This is a genomic window from Amycolatopsis sp. NPDC005003 (assembly GCF_053600695.1).
Window position 1 is genome coordinate 38,511 of record NZ_JBSGAI010000023.1, and the last position, 19,789, is coordinate 58,299.

At 70.8% G+C, this 19,789-nt stretch carries 15 protein-coding genes; 9 read left to right on the forward strand and 6 right to left on the reverse strand.

Translation table 11 applies throughout. The features are described 5' to 3' along the window. The first annotated feature begins 44 nt into the window (after positions 1-44). The 7 genes from ACWED2_RS25510 to ACWED2_RS25540 all read left to right on the forward strand — a co-directional run bounded on the left by ACWED2_RS25510 (position 45) and on the right by ACWED2_RS25540 (position 4,667). Positions 45-551, forward strand: a complete 507-nt coding sequence (locus ACWED2_RS25510) for a MauE/DoxX family redox-associated membrane protein (RefSeq protein WP_449693108.1) — start codon at positions 45-47, stop codon at positions 549-551. 6 nt (positions 552-557) lie between these two features. After that, positions 558-1,364 (forward strand): DsbA family protein, encoded by an 807-nt coding sequence (locus ACWED2_RS25515; protein ID WP_449692996.1) that lies wholly within the window; start codon positions 558-560, stop codon positions 1,362-1,364. A 109-nt stretch (positions 1,365-1,473) separates the two neighbouring features. Continuing rightward, positions 1,474-1,815 carry a hypothetical protein gene (locus ACWED2_RS25520; protein WP_449664846.1) on the forward strand — a complete coding sequence of 114 codons (342 nt, stop codon included), beginning with the start codon at positions 1,474-1,476 and terminating at the stop codon, positions 1,813-1,815. Continuing rightward, on the forward strand, positions 1,812-2,927 hold the full coding sequence (locus ACWED2_RS25525) for a C40 family peptidase (RefSeq protein ID WP_449692997.1): 1,116 nt from the start codon (positions 1,812-1,814) through the stop codon (positions 2,925-2,927). The genes ACWED2_RS25520 and ACWED2_RS25525 overlap by 4 nt, the downstream gene beginning before the upstream one ends. A gap of 6 nt (positions 2,928-2,933) precedes the next feature. Then, entirely contained in the window at positions 2,934-3,317 is a 384-nt protein-coding gene (locus tag ACWED2_RS25530; RefSeq protein ID WP_449692998.1) for a YbaB/EbfC family DNA-binding protein, read from the forward strand. Continuing rightward, positions 3,314-3,814: a YbaB/EbfC family nucleoid-associated protein gene (locus ACWED2_RS25535; RefSeq protein WP_449692999.1), complete on the forward strand. Its 501-nt coding sequence runs from the start codon at positions 3,314-3,316 to the stop codon at positions 3,812-3,814. The genes ACWED2_RS25530 and ACWED2_RS25535 overlap by 4 nt, the downstream gene beginning before the upstream one ends. A gap of 40 nt (positions 3,815-3,854) precedes the next feature. After that, on the forward strand, positions 3,855-4,667 hold the full coding sequence (locus ACWED2_RS25540) for a tyrosine-protein phosphatase (protein ID WP_449693000.1): 813 nt from the start codon (positions 3,855-3,857) through the stop codon (positions 4,665-4,667). Here ACWED2_RS25540 and ACWED2_RS25545 read toward each other — a convergent pair. Continuing rightward, positions 4,621-5,112 (reverse strand): mycothiol transferase, encoded by a 492-nt coding sequence (locus tag ACWED2_RS25545; RefSeq protein WP_449693001.1) that lies wholly within the window; start codon positions 5,110-5,112, stop codon positions 4,621-4,623. The two genes, ACWED2_RS25540 and ACWED2_RS25545, sit on opposite strands and share 47 nt — an antisense overlap. Positions 5,113-5,266: 154 nt before the next feature. Between ACWED2_RS25545 and ACWED2_RS25550 the strand changes: the two genes are divergently transcribed. Then, positions 5,267-7,096: a glycoside hydrolase family 3 protein gene (locus ACWED2_RS25550; protein ID WP_449693002.1), complete on the forward strand. Its 1,830-nt coding sequence runs from the start codon at positions 5,267-5,269 to the stop codon at positions 7,094-7,096. A 29-nt stretch (positions 7,097-7,125) separates the two neighbouring features. After that, on the forward strand, positions 7,126-8,397 hold the full coding sequence (locus tag ACWED2_RS25555; protein ID WP_449693003.1) for an RICIN domain-containing protein: 1,272 nt from the start codon (positions 7,126-7,128) through the stop codon (positions 8,395-8,397). A gap of 59 nt (positions 8,398-8,456) precedes the next feature. On the opposite strand, the gene ACWED2_RS25560 is transcribed toward ACWED2_RS25555, so the two are convergent. The 5 genes from ACWED2_RS25560 to ACWED2_RS25580 form a co-directional block, all read right to left on the reverse strand. Next, positions 8,457-10,238 carry a glucosaminidase domain-containing protein gene (locus ACWED2_RS25560; RefSeq protein WP_449693004.1) on the reverse strand — a complete coding sequence of 594 codons (1,782 nt, stop codon included), beginning with the start codon at positions 10,236-10,238 and terminating at the stop codon, positions 8,457-8,459. Positions 10,239-10,265: 27 nt separating this feature from the next. Continuing rightward, a complete protein-coding gene (locus ACWED2_RS25565; RefSeq protein ID WP_449693005.1) occupies positions 10,266-11,948 on the reverse strand; it encodes a hypothetical protein in 1,683 nt (560 codons plus the stop codon). A gap of 104 nt (positions 11,949-12,052) precedes the next feature. Then, positions 12,053-15,085, reverse strand: a complete 3,033-nt coding sequence (locus ACWED2_RS25570) for a BTAD domain-containing putative transcriptional regulator (RefSeq protein ID WP_449693006.1) — start codon at positions 15,083-15,085, stop codon at positions 12,053-12,055. Between the two features lie 87 nt (positions 15,086-15,172). Further along, positions 15,173-17,656, reverse strand: coding sequence for a DNA gyrase/topoisomerase IV subunit A (locus tag ACWED2_RS25575; RefSeq protein WP_449693007.1), 2,484 nt, complete (start codon positions 17,654-17,656; stop codon positions 15,173-15,175). Between the two features lie 28 nt (positions 17,657-17,684). Next, complete coding sequence (locus ACWED2_RS25580) at positions 17,685-19,736, reverse strand: DNA gyrase/topoisomerase IV subunit B (protein ID WP_449693008.1); 2,052 nt, start codon at positions 19,734-19,736, stop codon at positions 17,685-17,687. Between the last annotated feature and the right edge of the window lie 53 nt (positions 19,737-19,789).

Sequence of the window (19,789 nt, forward strand, 5' to 3'; positions counted from 1 at the left end):
GGTCCCCCCGTTAGCCTAAGCGCGTGGTGCGACCGTCCCAACCCGTGCTGAACACCGTCGGCACGCTCGCCCGGCTCGGGCTGGCGGCCGTCTGGCTCGTTTCCGGTGCGCTCAAGCTGGCGGATCCCGGTCAGACGCTGATCGCCGTGCAGGCGTACGAGGTGCTGCCGGGCGCACTCGAAGACGTGGTGGCCATCGCGCTGCCGCTCGTGGAACTCGTGCTCGGGCTGCTGCTGCTCGCGGGCCTGGCGACCCGGTGGGCCGCCGCGGCCGCGCTGGGCCTGCTGCTCGTGCTCATCGCCGGCATCGCCCAGTCGTGGGCGCGCGGCCTGAGCATCGACTGCGGGTGCTTCGGCGGCGGCGGCCACGTGGCGGCGGGGCAGACCGAGTACCCGCAGGAGATCCTCCGCGACACGGGGTTCGCGCTGCTCGCCGTCTGGCTGCTGGCGCGCCCGCGCACGTGGCTGTCGCTCGACGGCTGGCTGGGGCGAGGTCGCGGGAACTCGGACGAGCCCGGGCCCGACTACTCGGGTATCGCGGAAGGGAACTGATACACAGTGGGTGGAGCTGAGCGGACGGCCCGGAAGCGCCGTCAGGCGGCGCAGGCCGGGCCGAAGGTCGTCGCGCAGGCCAGGGGGACCTCCGGCGACCGGCGGAAGGTGCTCATCGGGGTCGCCGCCGTGGTCGTCGTGGCCGTGCTGGTCATCGGCGGCGTGATCTGGACGATCTCGGACCGGAACCAGACCGAGGGCAAGGTCATCGACCCGGGCACGACGACGAGTGCGCTGGCGGGCGACGTCACGCAGAAGCGCACCGGGGTGGTCGTCGCCGTGGGCAAGGCGGGCGCCAAGGCCTCGATCGACGTCTACGCCGACTTCCTCTGCCCGATCTGCGGCGAGTTCGAGAAGCAGTACAAGAGCCAGATCGAGCAGGCGATCAACGACGGCAAGCTGCAGGTGCGCTACCACATGGTGCCGCTGCTCAACGACCGTTCCAGCCCGCCGGGCTACTCGCTCGACTCGGCGAACGCGGCGCTCGCGGCGGCCGACGCCGGCAAGTTCCTCCAGTTCCACGACGCGCTGTTCGCCAACCAGCCCCAAGAGGGCAAGCGCGGCTACGACAAGGGGCAGCTGATCGAGCTCGGCAAGAACGTCGGGATCACCGATCCGGCGTTCGCCCAGACGGTCAACGCCGGCACCTACGACCAGCAGCTGAACACGGCGTTCCAGCAGATCGAGAACGACCCGAAGCTGGCGCAGGACTTCGGCGGCGGGCAGACCGGGTTCGGCACGCCGACGGTCACCGCGAACGGCTCGATCGTGTCCTGGCAGGACCCGGGCTGGCTCACCAAGGTCATCGGCTGAGCCGGGGCAATTCGCCCACCCGGGTATGGAACGTCGACTAGGCTGATTCCGCATCAGGGGAACCGGAGGTGTCGAGCGCACGTCGCACCCCCGGTGACAGGGAGGGCCAGTGGACGGTTCGGGATTTCACGTCGACGAAGGCGCGTACACGCGGTACGCGCGCGAAGTCGACCCGCTCGGCGAAGACGTCAAAGGGGCGGCTGAAAAGCACGTCGGCCCGCACGTGACGCTCGGCGGCCACGGCTTCTCGGAAATGGGCGGCGAGTCCGGCTTTTCCGGCGCCTACAGCGGTCGGATGCGCGCGCTGCAGGAGAAGATGCACCGCGTCGGCGGCGGCTGGCGGCAGGTCGGCGAAGCCGCCCGGCAGACCGACCGCAACTACGCGGCGGTCGAAGGCGAACACGGCGACGTCGTCCGGCGGCTCGGCGGAGATCTCGGGCAGGACGCGTGACCGAGCACACCGACCAGCTCGTCCGGCACCACCTGGACACGACGAACCAGTTCGCGCAGAAGCTGCGCCACGACCCGGCCGCCATCAACGGCGCCCGCGACGCGCACGTCGCCCTCCAGACGTCGGTGGGGCGCACTCGCGATGTCGCGTCGGAGCAGCGCGTCAACCTGGCTTCGGCCAGCTCGGGCTCGACGACCGACCGCGCCGCGGCGACGTCGCAGAGCCTGGAGAAGGAGGTCCAGGACCTCCTCGACGAGAGCGCCGAGATCGAGAAGGCCGTCGCGGAGGCGGCCGAGACGCTGCACGTCGGCGAGGTCAAGAACGACCAGGTGCGCGACCAGATCATCAAGGAGATCGCGGCGTCGATGAAGGCGCTGGAAGCGGTGAAGACCATCCAGCCGCCCGAGAGCCGCGGCGCCGCTTCGCGCGACATCCTGATGAAGCTGCAGACCAAGATCAGCCAGCTGACCGGTCAGGCGGCGACGTTCAGCGAGCAGACGATCAACGACCTGACCGCGATCGGCACCCGGCTGGGCGGCGAAGAGCAGTCGACGTCGTCCTCTTCGGCTTCGTCCTCGACCAAGGTCGGGTCGTCGTTCAACAGCAACAGCGGGTATTCCGGCGGTTCGGACGGCGGCGGCGGTGGCGGTGGGGGCGGCGGGGGTGCCGTGCACAAGCCGCGGCTGCCGGTGGCGATCCCGCCGCAGCCCGGCAGCGGCGTCGCGATCAACCTGCCCGGCGGCAAGCAGGTGATGGCGCCGAACGAGACGGCGGCCAAGGCCGTGCGCAACGCGCTTTCCCAGCTCGGTGTGCCGTACGTGTGGGGCGGCACCGCCCGCGGCGTCGGCCTCGACTGCAGCGGGCTGACCATGACGTCCTACCAGGACGCCGGCCTGCAGCTGCCGCGGACGGCGGCGCAGCAGACGGTCGGGGCCGAGGTGCCCTCGATCGACCAGCTGCTGCCCGGCGACCTCGTGGTGTGGTCCGGGCACGTCGCGATGGTGATCGGCGACGGCCAGATGGTCGAGGCGGGCGACCCGGTGCAGATCAGCAAGATCCGCACCACGAACGCGGGGCAGTCGTTCATCGGCTTCTACCGGCCTACGGGGTGATTTTCCTTGGCTGACTTCGACATCGAACTGGCTTCCTCGCGGATCGCCGAGCAGGCATCGCGGGCCGGCGAAGAGGTGTCCGCGCGCCTGGCCCGCTCGGGTCCGGTGGTGGGCAAGGCGTCGTCCGACGGCATCGAAGTCCAGGTGGCGCCCGGCGGGCTGCTGACCGGGCTGACGATCCACCGCTCGGTGTTGCGGCAGGGCTCGGCGGTGCTCGCCGACCGGATCTTCGAGCTGGCCCAGCGCGCGACCCGGCGGGCGGGCGACCGGATGTACCACGCGCTCGCCCCGGTCGTGGACGCGGAGCAGCTGGAAACGCTGGGCTACGAACCGATCCCGGACGACGACCCGGACGCCGAGACGTTCTCGTACGGAGAGGGACAGCGGTGATCACGACCCGCGAGCTGATCGCCCAGGCCCGCGCCCGCGAAGAGGCGATGGCCCGCGTGGAGGAGCTGCTGGCGTCGGCTTCCGGCACGGCGCACGACCTCGACGGCCAGGTCGAGGTGACGGTCGACGCCCGCGGCAAGCTGCTGCGGCTGTGGCTGGCTCCTTCGGCGGTGGACCTGGGCGAGCGTCTGGGGCCGCTGGTGGTGGAGGTCGCGCAGGCCGCGATGCGCGAGGCCACGCAGGACGGCTACAACAAGGTGGCTTTGCTGCTCGGCGAGGACATGACGGCCATGATCGAGCAGCTGACCGGGGTGCCGGCGCCGGCCCGCGCGGAGGACGACGACCCGGGGATGACGGTCGAGGAGTTCCAGCGGCAGCGGGCCCTGCGGATGGGGTCTCCTACGGCGTCGCCGGAGCCGGCTCCCGCGGCGAGTGTCGAGGACGAGGACGCGTACTGGGACTCCTTCGACCCGGCCTCGCTGCGCTCGGACCGCTGAGCAGCCCCCGTTTTCCACGCTACCGGAGGGGACCGACGATTTGGGCGCGAGCAGAGTGGTGTGCTGGCCGGGTTTCCACAACACGAGGGATCTCGGTGGTCTGCCGACGACCTCCGGGGGCACGACCAGGTTCGGCGCCTTCTTCCGGGCGGCGGATCTTCGGTTCGTCACCGAGGAGGGGTGGGCGCAGGCACGTGCCGCGGGTGTCCGCACCATCGTCGACCTCCGGAACGCGGACGAGATCCGGCCCGCGACGGACGCCCCGACCGCGCTGGCGGGTTCGGCGCAGTTCGTCGCGGCCACCGCGGGGCCGGTCACCCCGGCCGGTGTCGTCCGGCTCGAAGTCCCGCTCGACGACATCGAGGACGTCGAGTTCTGGCAGCAAGTCAACGGTGCCGGGCTCAACGGGACCCCGCTCTACTACCCCGTTTTCCTCCGGGAGAAAGCCGGGCACTGCGCCGCGGTCGTCAAGGCGATCGCGCAGGCCGGTCCCGGTGGGGTGCTGTTCCACTGCGGCGGGGGCCGGGACCGGACGGGTCTGGTCACGCTGCTGCTGCTCGCGCTGGCCGGCGTCGAACCCCGGGCGATCGCCGCCGACTACGCCATGTCGGCCGAAGCCCTGCCGGCTCTCTACGCCGCGATGGGCACCGACGACCAGGGGCCGATCATCCGGGCCGCCCTGGCGAAGCACGGCACCACGGCCGAAGCCGCCGTGCTCGCGACCCTCGACGGGTTCGACGCCGAGCGGTACCTGCTGGCCGCCGGTGTCACCGGCAGCGAACTCAGTGCCCTTCGCGCCCGGCTCGTCAGGCCAGCTGAGCCGTGGAGTTCGCGCCGTCCAGCGACTCCCTGATGATGTCCGCGTGACCCGCGTGCTGGGCCGTCTCGTGGATCAGGTGGAGCACGATCCGGCGGGCTGACCAGAACTGGGGCCCGGGCGGTGACCAGGGTGTCGTCGGGAGCTGGACCTCGACATCCAGCGAAGGCAGCGAAGCCACGTACGCATCAGTCTCGGCGGCGGCCGCTTCGTAGGCCTCGAGCCAGTGCGAAAGCGTCTCGCTCATCGCGTACTGGTCGGTGTCCAGCATGCCCTCCGGCAGGGAGCCGTCGGCCTTGCGCAGGATCTCGAGCCAGAGGCGTTCGCCCGTGGCCAGGTGGCGGATCAAGCCGCCGAGCGTCAGCTCGCTGGCCGTCGTGCGCTTGGCCGCGTCGGCGTCCGAGAGGCCGCGGGCCGGGAGCAGCAACCTGGTGCGGACTTCGGCCAGCAGGCCCAGGAGGTCTTGGTGTTCGCGAGTCATGGACCGACCGTAGGGATGATTTAGGTCAGAAGCCGACCGGAAGACCGGGTCCCGCTGAGCGGAAACCGAGTTCGCGCATAGGTCTGGACCAGCTGCCTGGCGCTGTGTCTTAATCCAAGGCGTGAATTTTGGTCGCTCGACGAGGAGGACCCGGATGCGCCTCGGACGCAGGCTGGGCAGCGGCGCGCTGGCGCTGGCGTTGCTGCTCGGCTCCGAAACGCCCGCGCTCGCCGGGAACGGCCCGGCCTACAAGGACTCGTGGCGGCCGGTCAAGGTCCGGGTGGCCGATCTGCTCTCCCGGATGTCGCTCGACGACAAGCTCGGCCAGATGATGCAGGCCGAACGGCTCGGGGTGAAGAGCCCGGCCGACGTCACCACCGGGCGGCTCGGGTCGCTGCTTTCCGGCGGGAGCTCACAGCCGACGCCGAACACGCCCGTGACCTGGGCCGACATGTACGACGGCTTCCAGAAGGCCGCTCTCGCCACGCCGCTGGGCATTCCGCTCGTCTACGGCGTCGACGCCGTGCACGGTCACAACGGTCTCTACGGCGCCACCGTCTTCCCGCACAACATCGGCCTCGGGGCGACGCGCGATCCACGGCTGGTCGAGAAGATCGGCCGCGCCACCGCGGAAGAGGTTTCCGGCACCGGGATCGACTGGGACTTCGCGCCCTGCCTGTGCGTCGCCCGCAACGACCGCTGGGGCCGCACCTACGAGTCCTTCGGCGAGGTCCCGCAGCTCGCCGCGCAGATGACGTCGATCATCACCGGGCTGCAGGGCAACCGGCTGGACCGGCCCGGCTCGGTCCTGGCCACCGCCAAGCACTACGTCGGCGACGGCGGCACCACCGGCGGCGTCAACGAGGGCAACACCGAGGTCGGCGAGCAGGAGCTGCGCGCGATCCACCTCCCGCCGTTCAAGGCCGCGATCCGGCGCGGGGTCGGCTCGGTGATGATCTCCTACAGCAGCTGGAACGGCGTCAAGATGCACGCCGGCTCGTACCTGATCAACGACGTCCTCAAGAAGGAACTCGGGTTCACCGGGATCGTCGTCTCCGACTACAACGGCGTCGACAAGATCGACGGCAAGAGCGGGTTCACCCCCGAAGAGGTCGAGGCCGCCGTCAACGCCGGCATCGACATGGTCATGGTGCCCTTCGAGTGGCAGAAGTTCATCGACACGCTGCGTACCCTGGTCGAGCAGGGCCGGGTGCCGATGAGCCGGATCGACGACGCCAACCGCCGCATCCTCACCAAGAAGTTCGAGCTCGGCCTGTTCGAGCACCCGCTGACCGACCGGCGGTTCCTGAACACCATCGGCAGCAGGCCGCACCGCGACCTCGCGCGCCAGGCCGTGCGGGAATCCCAGGTGCTGCTGAAGAACGAGGGCGGCGTTCTGCCGCTTTCGAAGCGGGGCAAGATCTTCGTGGCCGGCAAGAGCGCCGACGACCTCGGCAACCAGTCCGGCGGCTGGACCGTCGGCTGGCAGGGCACCAGCGGCCCGGTCATCCCGGGCACCACCATCCTGCAAGGGCTGAGGCAGAAGGCGTCGGCCGTCACCTACGCCAAGGACGGCACGGGGATCGACAAGAGCTACGACGTCGCCGTCGCGGTCGTGGGGGAGACGCCGTACGCGGAGGGCAAGGGCGACCGTCCACAAGGGATGGGCCTGGACGCCGCCGACCTCGCCACGCTGCAGAAGCTGAAGGACTCCGGCGTGCCAACGGTGGTCGTGCTCGTGTCCGGGCGCCCGCTCGACATCGCCGCGCAGCTGCCGGACTGGGCCGCGCTCGTCGAGTCGTGGCTACCGGGCAGCGAAGGCCAGGGCGTCGCCGACGTCCTGTTCGGCGACTACAACCCGACCGGCAAACTGCCGGTGACCTGGATGCGCGGCGCCGACCAGCAGCCGATCAACGCCGGCGACGGCAAACCCGCGCTGTTCCCGTTCGGCTTCGGCCTGCGGTACCCGCACCGCCCCTGGTGATTTCCGTCCCCCACCGGAAAGGTCCGCCCATGAGATCCCGCCGTCCGCTGATCCGGATCCTGGCGTTCTTCGCCGCCTGCCTGGGGCTTTCGCTCGGTGCCCCGGCAGTGCAGGCCGCGACGCCGTTCAAGGTCCTGGCCTTCTACAGCGGCACGTACGACGCCGCGCACATCAGTTTCGAAAAGGAGGCCAACGTCTGGTTCCCGCAGCAGGCGGCGGCCAACGGGTTCACCTACACCGCGACGACCAACTGGAACCAGCTCACCACCATCACCCCGGACCAGTACCAGGTGGTGCTGTTCCTCGACGACCAGCCGCAGTCGCAGGCGCAGTTCCAGGGCTTCCAGCGGTACGTGCAGGCCGGTGGCGGGTTCTTCGGCTTCCACGTCACCGCCTACAACGACAACAGCACGCCGTCCTACGCGAACTGGTTCCACAACGACTTCCTCGGCACCGGCCGGTTCACGTCGAACACGTGGGGCCCGACGCCGGAGACGCTGAAGATCGAGAACCGCACCCACCCGGCGACGGCGAACCTGCGGTCGACGATCCGGTCGTCGACGTCGGAGTGGTACGCCTGGCAGAACGACCTGCGCCAGAACGGCAACATCACCATCCTGGCGTCGATGGACTCCTCCACCTTCCCGATCGGCACCGACCCGAACCAGACCTGGTACAGCGGTTACTACCCGATCGCGTGGACGAACAAGAACTACAAGATGCTCTACGCGAACTTCGGCCACAACGCGATGAACTACGAGACGAACACGGCGCTGTCCTCGACGTTCGAGAGCGCCGACCAGAACCGGTTCGTGCTCGACGGCCTCAAGTGGCTCGGCGGCGGGACGACCACTCCGCCGGACCCGGGCACGATCGACCCCGCGGCCTGGTACGCGGTGACGAACAAGGCGTCCGGCAAGTGCGTCGACGCCCGCAGCGCCGGCAGCGCGAACGGCACGGTGATCCAGCAGTACACGTGCAACGGCACCACGGCCCAGCAGTTCCAGTTCGCCCCGACGAGCGGCGGCTACGACCGGATCAACAACCGGACCAACGCGGCCCAGGTCATCGACGTCACGGACGTCTCGACGGCGGACAACGCGGGGCTGCAGCTGTGGTCCTACAGCGGCGGGAACAACCAGCAGTGGCAGCCGGTGGCCGAGGGCGGCGGCTACTACCACTTCGTCGCCCGCCACAGCGGCAAGTGCCTGACCGTGCCGGGATCGTCCACCGCGGACAGTGTCCAGCTGGTCCAGGCGGCCTGCAACGGCAGCGCCGCTCAGTCGTTCAAGGTCGCCTAGGGGGAAACGCTGAAGGGGCCTTTCCTCTCGTCGCCGAGAGGAAAGGCCCCTTCAGCGGCTCAGGCGTGGGCGGGGATCTTGGCCAGCGCCGAGGCGGCGATGACCGTCACCGGCCGGCCGCCCGGGGCGCTCACCGCGGTGCGCGTGCCCCCGCTGATCTTCCAGACCTGGGCGTCCGTGCCCGTCTTGACCAGCGTGCCGTCCGCGGCGGCCGGCGCGAGGTGCTGGAGCGCGTACGCCGAGACCTGGATCCACTGGCCGCTGCGGTAGCCGTCGGCGATGTACTCGTCCCAGCTGTCGAAGTGGAACGCCGTGCCGCCGGCGGTCACGAAGACCTTGCCGTCCACGGTCCGTAGCACGGTGCCGTCGGCGATCGGGCCGTCCGGGATCGTCGCGGCCGCCCCGGTCGGCAGCGTCGCCCAGCGCTGGTAACCCAGCGCCGAGTACTCCTCGATCGAGTCGAAGTACTGCTTCGTGCCACCCGCGACGACGTAGATCGCGCCACCCGGGTCCCGGATCACGGCGCCGTCGGCGGGCTTGGTGCCGAAGTGGTCGAACGCCTCGCCGGGCAGGTTGGTCCACTGGTTGTCGACGTAGCCCGCGTGGTGGAAGTCGTCCATGGTGGTGAAGGCGAACTTCGCGCCACCGGCGATGACGGAGACCTCGCCGCCGGCCGGGTTCCGGACGAGCGTCCCGTTCGCCGGGGTGTCGCCGAACGCGGGGAACGCGCTCGAGGGCGCCGAAACCCAGGTGTCGCCGTAGCCCGCGTTGTGGAGCTGGTCGGGGCTGGTGAAGTGGAACTTGGCCCCACCGGCGACGACGTAGATCGCGCCGCTCGCCGGGTCGCGCAGCAGGGTGCCGTCGGACGGCACGCCGCTCGCTCCCGCCAGCGCCGAGCCCGGGACGTTGACCCAGCGGGCGCTGCCGTAGCCGGCGTTGTTCAGCTCGTCCATGGAGGTGAAGAGCAGCTTCGCGCCACCGGCGAAGACGTAGATCCCGCCGCCTGCCGGGTTGCGGACGAGGGTGCCGTTGCGCGGCGACTGCGGCATCCGGGCCAGGAAGCCGTCGGGCACCGACCGCCACTGCCCGTCGCCGTACCCGGCCTGGTGGTACTCGTCGGGGCTGGTGAACCGGAACGGCGCGCCGCCGTCGGCCACCGCGATCGTCCCGTTCGGCTCGCGCAGCACCGTGCCGTCCGGCACCCGCGACGGGTCGGAGACCGCGCCGTTGTACTGGTACAGGTTGTACTGGTTCATCAGGCTGATGATCTTGTTCGCGTAGTCGGGGTCCGTCGCGTACCCGGCCTTGGCGACCTCGCGGATGAACTGGTCGGGGTTGTTCGTGTAGGCGAAGGCCGGGTTGTAGCGGCTGTTGGTGCGGAGGAAAAGGCCGTGGTCGCGGAAGGAGTCCTCCATGGTGGCGTAGGTCCGGAAGGACGCGATGACGGTGTGCACCGGGCAGCATTCCTGGGTGGGGAGATCGGCGCAGCCGGTGGCGATCGGCCCGGCGCCGCCGCTGCCGCACTTGATGCCGAAGTGGTTGTTGTTGGGGGCGGCCTGGCCCCAGGCCGATTCGATGATCGCCTGGGCGACGGTCACCGACGCCGGGACGCCGTAGTCGAGCTCACCGCGCTGGGCGGCGGGTCCGGCCCGGCCGACGAAGTCGCTCTGCGTGCTCATCGGCACGGCGGCCAGCGGGACGGCGCCGTCGCGGGCCGCGTCGGCGACCACTTCGGGCTGGTTCGGCGCGGGCTGGGCGAGCGCGGGCTGGGCGAGGCCGAGGCCGAACGCGGCGACGGCGAGGGCGGCGGGGACGGCGGTGAGCAGACGTGTGGATCTCATGACGAAGTCCTTGTCCTGGAGGAGGGTTCAGGCGAGCGGGATGCCGGCGAGGGCGCTGGGGGAGACGGTGACCGCGGTGCCGGACGCGACCGGCGTGCGCTTGCCGCCGACGACCTTCCAGATCTGCGGGTTGCCGGTCTGCTTCAGCAGCGTGCCGTCGGCGGGCGCGCCGGCGAGGTGCGAGAGCGCGGAGGCGGAGACGTTGACCCAGTCGTTGTCGGTGTGGCCGGCGGCGGCGTACTCCTCGCCGGTCTTGAACCAGAAGAGCGCACCGCCCGCGACGACGTAGACCTTGCCGTCGGCGCCGCGGAGCACCGAGCCGTCCTTCGGCGTGTTCCCGAACGAAGAGGCGACGCCGCCGGGCAGGTTCACCCACGTGTTTTCCCGGTAGCCGAGTGCGAGGTACTCGTCCCAGCTGTCGAAGTACTGCTTCGCCCCGCCGGCCATGACGTAGATCGCGCCGTTCGCGGGGTCGCGGACCAGCGAGCGGTCGGCGGGCACGCTGCCGAGCGCGGCCACCGGCGCGGTCGGCGCGCTGACCCACGCGCCGTCGCCGTACCCGGCGTTGTGGAAGTCGTCGGGGCTGCTGAAGCGGAACTTCGCGCCGCCGGTCACGGCGTAGATGGCCCCGTCGGAGGCGGTGCGGAGGATCACCGGCGACGTCGGCGCGGAACCCAGCGAGGCCAGGTAGTCGGTGGGCGCGTTGACCCAGCCGGCCCCGTAGCCGGCCTGCGTGAGCTCGTCCATCGACGAGAACTGCAGCTTGGCGCCGCCGGCGAAGACGTACACGGCGCCGCTGACGTTGTTGCGCAGCAGGGTGCCGTTGGCCGGGGTGTTCGGCAGCCGGTCGAGCGCGCTGCCCGGGACGTTGATCCAGCCGCTGTCGCCGTGCCCGGCGTTGTGGAAGTCGTCCATGCTCGTGAAGAGCAGTTTCGCGCCCCCGGCGACGACGTAGAGGCCGCCGCCCGCGGGGTTGCGCAGCACCGTGCCCGGCCGCGGGGTCTGCGGCATCCGGTCGGCGAACCCGGCCGGCACGTTCGTCCACTGGCCGTCGGCGTAGCCCGCCTGGTGGTACTCGTCCATGTTCCCGAAGCGGAACGGCGCACCGCCACTGGCCACCGCGATCGTGCCCGAAGCTTCGCGGAACACCGTGCCGTCCGGCACGTTCGCCGGGTCGAGGCTCGCGGCGATGTTGCGGTAGCGGATCGGGATGTAGCCGTTGTTCGTCATGTAGCTGCGGGTGTAGGTCGTGTATTCGGCGAACTCAGTGGGCTGGGGCTCGCTGTAGACCCACGCCTTCTGGTGGCTGTCGTCGACCCAGTGGTCGAAGAGGACGACGTGCTGGGTGTCCCAGGGGACGTTCGCGCCGGTGCGGTCGATCGCGTCACCCTGCTGCAGGTCGTCGAGGCTGCCGAGCCGGTCGGCGTAGTTCAGCAGGCTGGCGGTCGTCGCCGAGTCGGGCAGGTGCCACGCCATCGACACGTATCCCGAGCAGTCCTGCCGGTAGGTCCGGCCCTGCGGGTCGCGGTAGTAGGCGGACTGGCTGTAGGGCACGTGCTGGTCGACCCAGAACTGCGCCCGGTCGTGCGCCTCCTGTCTGGAGATGGTGCCTCCGACATCGGAAGCCTCTGCTGCGGTGATCGGCAGGAGCGTCGCGCCGAGGGCGAACGTGGCGACGGCGGCGAGGCGGCGGCCCGTGGAGGTGCGCATGGTTTCGGTTCCTTTCCCCTGTTCTTGCTGACCGGGGAAGCTTCGCCAGGCCACCTTCGGGAAACCTCAAACCGTGGTTTCAGGTTTTCCCAGGGCCGCTCGGGTCAGGGAGCCGGGGAACGCTGGGGAACGCCCGGTCGCCGGGCCGCGACCGGCCGGGGCTCCGAGGCCTCCCGGCTGCCGTGCGCGCGGAAGAGGCTCGACGCCTCCGCCCAGGCCGCGTTCGCGCCGTCGTCGCCGGAGGCCTCCAGGACGACGGCGAGTTCCCGCAGCGTCCGCGCCCGCCACAGGGGCAGCCGCAGCGCCTGCCACCACTGCAGCGAACGCTCCAGCAGTGGCCGCGCCGCGGCCGGGTCACCCACCGCCGATTCGAGCTCGCCAAGGGTGCGCAACATGAGGCCCTGGCCGAAGCCGTCCTGCATCGCGTGGCACGTCGCCAGGCATTCGCGCAGGTCGGCGCGCACACTCTCGCCGAGGCCCTGCCGGATCCGGATCTTCGCCAGTGTCTGCGTCGCGTAGGCGAGCATCAGGCGGTCGCCGGTGCTGCGCAGCCACCCGAGGGCCTCCTGCGCCATGGCGGAGGCTTCGCTCAGCCGTCCGGCCGCGCGGTGGACGATGGCGATCGACCGCAGCACCAGCGCTTCGCCGTGGATCTGCCGTCCGATCGCGGTATAGGCGGCCAACGCCGTTTCACACGCCGTCAGCGCTTCGGGCAGCGCGCCGATTTCGGTGAGCGTCATGCCGTGACCGTGATGGGCCCGCGCCAGCTCCTGGGGTTCGGTCAGCGTGCGCAGGGCCTGCTCGACGTTCGTCAGCGAGTCCTGCAGCCGCCCCTGTTCCCGGTGCGTGCTGCTGAGCGCGAGGTACGTGCTCGCCAGCCCCGGAACGTGCCCGGCGTCCTGGTAGGCGCGCAACGCCTGCTCGTAGTACGAAGTCGACTCTTCGTAGCGGTCCTGTTCCGCGCGCAGCCGTCCGAGCCCGGCGAGCAGCCGCCCCTCACCGGCCCGGTCGCCCGCGCGGCGCCCGGCGGCGAGCGCGACCGTGTGCGTGTGCCACCACTGGCTGAACTGGTTGTTCAGCGCGAACGACGACGAGCACAGCGTCGCCGCGAGCCGGATCGCGACGTCGGCGAGGTCCAGCTCCGCGGCGCGCTCGACCACCGACACGAGCGCCGCCTGCTCGAGATCGAACCAGGCCCGTGGATCGGCGAGCAGCCGCTCGATCAACGCACTGTCCAAATAGGACGATACGACGGCGGACAGCTCACCGGAGTACGCCGAATTCGGCGTGCGGGTCGCGGCTTCGCCGACGAGCATCAGGTAGCACTCGGCGATCCGGGTCACGGCCGCCCGGATCTCGGCGTCGTCCTCCTCCGCCTCGGCGCGTTCCCGGCCGAACGCGCGGGTCAGGTCGTGCAGCCGGAAACGCCCGGTGTCGGTGCCCTCGACGTCCGCGGCGTCGACGAGCTGGCTGTCGACCAGGTGCTCGACCAGGTCGTCGGCTTCGGCGAGCGAACAGCCCAGCAGCGGCGCGACGAGCCAGGACGCGAAGCCGTGCACCTCGAGCCAACCGAGCCGGCGCAGGGCGACGCGCTCGGCTTCGGCGAGACCGTCGTAACTCAGCGCCAGGCTGCCGCGCACCTCGAGATCGCCGATCGCCAGCTCGGCCAGCACGCGGTGCTGCGCCTGCAGCCGCTCGGCCAGCCGGGCCAGCGGCCACTGCGGCCGTGCGGCCAGCCGGGCACCGGCGATGCGCACCGCGAGCGGGAGATGACCGCACATCCGCACGATCCGGACGGCGTCGGCGTGTTCGGCGTTCGCCCGCTCCGGCCCGGCGATCCGGCCGAGCAGCGTGACCGACTCCGCCGCGGTGAGCACCGGCAGGTCGCGGTGCAGGGCCCCGGCCAGCCCGGTCAGCCGTTCGCGGCCGGTGACCAGCACCGCGCAGTCCGCCCCGCCGGGCAGCAGCGGCCGCACCTGCTGCTCGCCGCCGGCGTCGTCGAGCACCACCAGGATCCGCCTGCCGTCGACCGTGCTGCGGAACAGCCGCGCCCGGTCGTCGGTGTTCTCCGGCAGCGTGGCGTCCGGGACGCCCAGCGCGCGCAGGAACCCGGCGAGCACTTCGGCCGGGTCCGCCGGGTTCGCGTGCACCCCCTTGAGGTTCGCGTACAGCTGCCCGCCGGGGAACTCGTCGCGCACGAGGTGGGCGACGCGCAGGGCGAGCGTGCTCTTGCCGGCGCCGGGCTTGCCGGAGATCGCGCACAACCGCACCGCCGTGCCCGTGCCGGCCCGCAGGTGTGCGCACAGCCGCTCGACGTCGTCGGTCCGGCCGGTGAAGTCGGCGATGTCCGCGGGCAGCTGGTGCAGCACCGGCGGTGCCGTGGCCGTGGTCCGCGGGGTGACCTCGGCGCGGACGATCCGGTCGTAGGCCTGACGCAGCTCGTGGCCCGGTTCGACGCCGAGCTCGTCGAGCAGGACCTGGCGGCCGTCGCGGTAGCAGGCGAGCGCGTCTTCGACGCGGCCCGCCTGCGAGAGCGCGAGCATCAGCTGAGCGCGGGACCGTTCCGCGAGCGGACGCTCGCCGACGGTGGCGGTGAGCTCGGCGACCAGCCGGTCACCGCGGCCCAGCGCGAGTTCGGCGTCGAGGCGGTCTTCGTCCGCGGCCTGGCGGGCCTCCTCGAGCCGCGCCCGTTCGGCCTCCGCACGCAAACCGGACAATCCGCCGAGCGGCTCGCCGCGCCACCGGGAAAGCGCCTCACCGAGCAGCCGCGCCGCCGTCTCCGGGCGCCCTTCCGCGAGCGCCCGGCGGCCGACGGCGACCTGGCGGGTGAAGGCGTGGACGTCGACCTGCGCGACGTCCACGTCGAGCGTGTACCCGGCGGCGGACCGGACGATCATCTCGCGGTCCGGCTCCGCCGCCAGGGCCCGCCGGAGGGTGGAAATGTAGGTGTAGAGCGCGTTGCGGGCGTTTTCCCCGGGTTCGTCGTCCCACGCCCAGCCGATGAGGTGATCGGGCGTGACGGCCCGGCCGCAGTTCAGCGCGAGCGCGGCCAGCAGTGCCCGTGGTTTGGGGCCGCCGAGCGCCACCTGCTCGCCGTCCAAGACGGCTTCGACCGGTCCGAGCAGCCGGAACTCCATACCCGCGGTCCCCCCACCGGCGGGGCACCCCGGATCCCCGCGCGTGGAATCACGCTAGCGACGGAATTCGCAGGTGTCCACCTCGTGTCAGTCGCGCTCGATGAGGTGTCCCACCACGTCCGGGCCGGGGTGGGCGTGGCCCGAGCCGTCGCGGCGGACGTCGATCTCCGGGAGCTCCACCGGGTCGCCGTTGCGGGCCGCGCCTGCCGGGCGCGGGCCGATCCAGGCCACCCGCAGGGCCGTCTCGCCCTTGAGGAACCGCTGGGCCCGGACCCCGCCCGTCGCGCGACCCTTCGCCGGGTACTCGCTGAACGGCGTCACCTTCACGCTCTGGCCCGTCGCGGTGATCACCAGGGGCTCGCCGTGCTCGTCGTCGTCCGTGCGGACCGCGCCGAAGAACACGACCGACCCCGAACCCACGTTCATGCCCGCCATGCCGCCGCCCTTGAGGCCCTGCGGGCGGACCAGGGACGCCGCGTACTTCAGCAGCGACGCCTCCGACGAGACGAACGCCAGCGTCTCCGAGCCGTCCGTCAGCCAGGTGGCGCCGACGACTTCGTCGCCGTCCTTGAGGCTGATCACCTCGAACTCGTCCGAGCGGACCGGCCACTCCGGCGCGCAGATCTTCACGACGCCGGCCCGGGTGCCGAGCGCCAGGCCCGGCGAGCCCGCCGCCTGCTCACCCAGCGGGGCGATCCCGACGACCGTCTCGCCCTTCTCCAGCGGCACCAGTTCCTTCGCCGCCATGCCGCCGCGCAGCGAGACCGTGCCGGCCTGCTCGGGCAGCACCGGCAGCGGCAGCACGTCCGTCTTGAACGCCCGGCCGCGGCTGGTCACCAGCAGCACCTGCCCGCGCGCGGTCGTGTGGACCAGCGCCGCGACCGCGTCGTGCTTCACGCGGCCGTTGCGGCGGCGCGTCTCGGTCGCTTCCTCGGACTCGGCCGCGGTGCGCGCCACCAGCCCGGTCGCCGAGAGGATCACCTGGCACGGGTCGTCCGCGACTTCGAGGGGCCCGGACGGCTTCGACGCGGCCAGGACCTCCTTCAGGTCACCGTCGATCAGCGCGGTGCGGCGCTCGGTCGGGAAGTCCTTCGCGATCTTCGCCAGCTCCGATGAAACGAGCTTCTTCAGCACCGACTCGTCGTCGAGGATCTTGGTCAGTTCCGCGATCTCCTCGCGCAGCCGCTCCTGCTCCGCCTCCAGCTCGAGGCGGTCGTACTTGGTCAGCCGGCGCAACGGCGTGTCCAGGATGTACGTCGCCTGGATCTCCGACAGCTTGAAGCGCGTCATCAGGCCGTCCTTCGCCGCCTGCGCGTTCTCGCTTTCGCGGATCAGCCGGATCACCTTGTCGATGTTCAGCAGCGCGATCAGCAGGCCGTCGACCAGGTGCAGGCGCTCTTCGCGCTTGCGGCGCCGGTACTTCGTGCGCCGCGTGACGACGTCGTAGCGGTGCCGGAGGAAGACCTCCAGGAGCTCCTTGAGGCCCAGGGTCTGCGGCTGGCCGTCGACGAGCACCAGGTTGTTGATGCCGAACGACTGCTCCAGCGGCGTGAGCCGGTACAGGTCGGCCAGCAGCGCCTGCGGGTTGACGCCGACCTTGCACTCGATGACCAGCCGGGTGCCGTTCTCGCGGTCGGTGAGGTCCTTGACGTCGGCGATGCCGGTGAGCCGCTTGGACTTGTTGACCTCGTCGGTGATCTTCTCGATCACCTTCTCCGGCCCCACGCCGTAGGGCAGCTCGGTGACCGTGATCGCCTGCCGCCCGCGGCTGCCCTCCAGGGGCCCGGTCTCGACGCTCGCGCGCATCCGGACCACGCCGCGGCCGGTCTCGTAGGCGCGGCGGACCTCGTCGAGGCCCAGCAGCTTGCCGCCGGTGGGCAGGTCCGGGCCGGGGACGAACTCCATCAGCTTGTCGAGCGTCGCGGACGGGTGCGTGATCAGCCACCGCGCCGCGGCGACGACCTCGCCGAGGTTGTGCGGGATCATGTTGGTCGCCATCCCGACCGCGATCCCGGACGTGCCGTTGACCAGCAGGTTCGGGAACGCCGCGGGCAGCACGGACGGCTCTTCGAGCGAGCCGTCGTAGTTGGGCCGGAAGTCGACGGTGTCCTCGCCGAGCTCGCCGACCAGCTGCATCGCCTCAGGCGACATCCGGGCTTCGGTGTACCGGCTGGCGGCCGGGCCGTCGTCGGGGGAACCGAAGTTGCCGTGGCCGTCGATCAGCGGGACGTTCAGCGAGAAGTCCTGCGCCAGCCGCACCATCGCGTCGTAGATCGCCACGTCGCCGTGCGGGTGGTACTTGCCCATCACGTCGCCGACCACGCGCGACGACTTCACGTACGCGTGCGTCGGGCGGTAGCCGTTCTCGTTCATCGAGTACAGGATCCGGCGGTGCACCGGCTTCAGCCCGTCCCGCGCGTCCGGCAGGGCGCGCGAGTGGATGACCGAGTACGCGTACTCCAGGTAGGAGTCTTCGATTTCGGTCTTCAGCGAGTTGTCAAAGACGTGCGCACCGGGGGAGTCGAACGCGCTGGGATCGACCTTGGTGGTGGTGCCCTTGCGGCGTGCCACGGCAGAACTCCTTGGTAGCTGTGAAAACTCAGGCGTCGATGGCTTCGCGGTCGATCCGATCCGAAGAGGCGACCAGCCAGTTCCGCCGGGGCTCGACCTTTTCGCCCATCAGCAGTTCCAGCGCGCCTTCGGCGGCTTCGACGTCGTCCATGGTGATGCGGCGGACCGAGCGGGTGGCCGGGTTCATCGTGGTCTCCCACAGCTCGTCGGCGTCCATCTCGCCGAGACCCTTGAACCGCGGCACCGGGGTGACGATGCTCTTGCCGGCCCGCTCCAGCTCGGCGAACTTCGTCTCCATCTCCTGCTGCGTGTACGTGAAGTGCGTTTCCGGGTTACGGCCCTTCGTGACGAGCTTGTGCAGCGGCGGCATCGCCGCGTACAGCCGGCCGTCTTCGATCACCGGGCGCATGTATTTCGCGAACAGCGTGATCAGCAGCGTGCGGATGTGCGAGCCGTCGACATCGGCGTCCGCCATCAGGATCACCCGGCCGTAACGCATGGTCGAAAGGTCGAACGTGCGCCCGGTGCCCGCGCCGAGCACCTGGACGATCGACGCGATCTCGGCGTTCTTCAGCGTGTCGCCGAGCGACGCCTTCTGGACGTTCAGGATCTTGCCGCGCAGCGGGAGCAGCGCCTGGTACTCCGACACGCGCGCCATCCGCGCCGAACCCAGCGCGCTGTCGCCCTCGACCAGGAACAGCTCGCTGCGGGAGACGCCGGTGGTGCGGCAGTCGACCAGCTTCGGCGGCATCGCCGCGCCTTCGAGCGCGGTCTTGCGCCGGGCGGCGTCCTTCTGCTGCTTCTGGGTGAGCCGGACGCGGGAGGCGTCGACCACCTTCTGCAGCACGACCTTGGCCTCGGACTTCGTCTTGCGATCCTCGGTCCAGGCCTTGACGTGCTTGTCGACGATGCCCTGCAGCACGCGGGTGATCCCGGCGGTGGACAGCTCGTCCTTGGTCTGCGAAGTGAACTGCGGCTCCGGCAGCCGGACGTGGATCACGGCCGTCATGCCCTCGAGGACGTCCTCGATCGTCGGCATGTCCTCCTTGGGCTTGAGCAGCCCGCGGGTCTTGGAGATCGCGTCCTGCAGGGCCTTCGCCATCGCCCGGTCGAAGCCGCGGCGGTGGGTGCCGCCGTGGACGTTGCGGATCGTGTTGGTGAAACACTCGATCGTGCGCTCGTAGCCGGTGCCCCAGCGCAACGCCACCTCGACCTCGGCGTGGCGCTCCACATTGGACTGCATGACGCCCGCGGCGTCGGCCGCGTTCTCCTTGTACGTGCCCTCGCCGGTGATCAGCAGCGTGCCGCAGACCGGCTTCTCGCCCGACGGTGTGAGGAAGTCGACCATGTCGGCCAGGCCGTGCGGGAAGTGGAACGTCTCCTCGTTGATCGTGTCTTCGATCGCGGTGCGCAGCACGTACGTGACGCCCGGGACGAGGAACGCGGTGTTGCGCAGCTTCGACCGGACGCCTTCGACGTCGAGCGCCGCGCCGGACTCGAAGTAGCGCGCGTCGTACCAGTAGCGGATCGACGTGCCGCTGCGCTCGCCGCGCTTCATCTTGCCGGTGATGTTCAGCCCGGACCGGCGGGTGAACTTCGCCTTCGGGCCCGGCCCGTCGAACGTGCCGGGGACGCCGTGCTTGAACGACATCTGGTGGACCTTGCCGTCCTGCTTCACCGTGACGTCGAAGCGGTGCGACAGCGCATTGACCGCCGAGGCGCCGACGCCGTGCAGGCCGCCGGAGGTCTTGTAGCCGGAGCCGCCGAACTTGCCGCCGGCGTGCAGCCGCGTCAGCACCAGCTCGACGCCGGACAAACCGGACTTGGCGTGGGTGCCGGTCGGGATGCCGCGGCCGTCGTCGTCGACCTGGACGCTCCCGTCGGCGTGCAGCGTGACGACGATCTTCGTCGCGTGACCGGCGACGCCTTCGTCCGTGGAGTTGTCCACCACCTCCGAGAAGAGGTGGTTGATGCCCCGGCTGTCGGTGGAGCCGATGTACATCCCGGGGCGTTTGCGGACGGCTTCGAGACCCTCGAGATGCGTCAGGTCGTCGGCCCCGTACAAGGTCTCGGCAGTCACAGGGTCGTTCTCCCGGATCGTGGCTCGCGAAAGTGCTGGTGGTGGTGCGGACT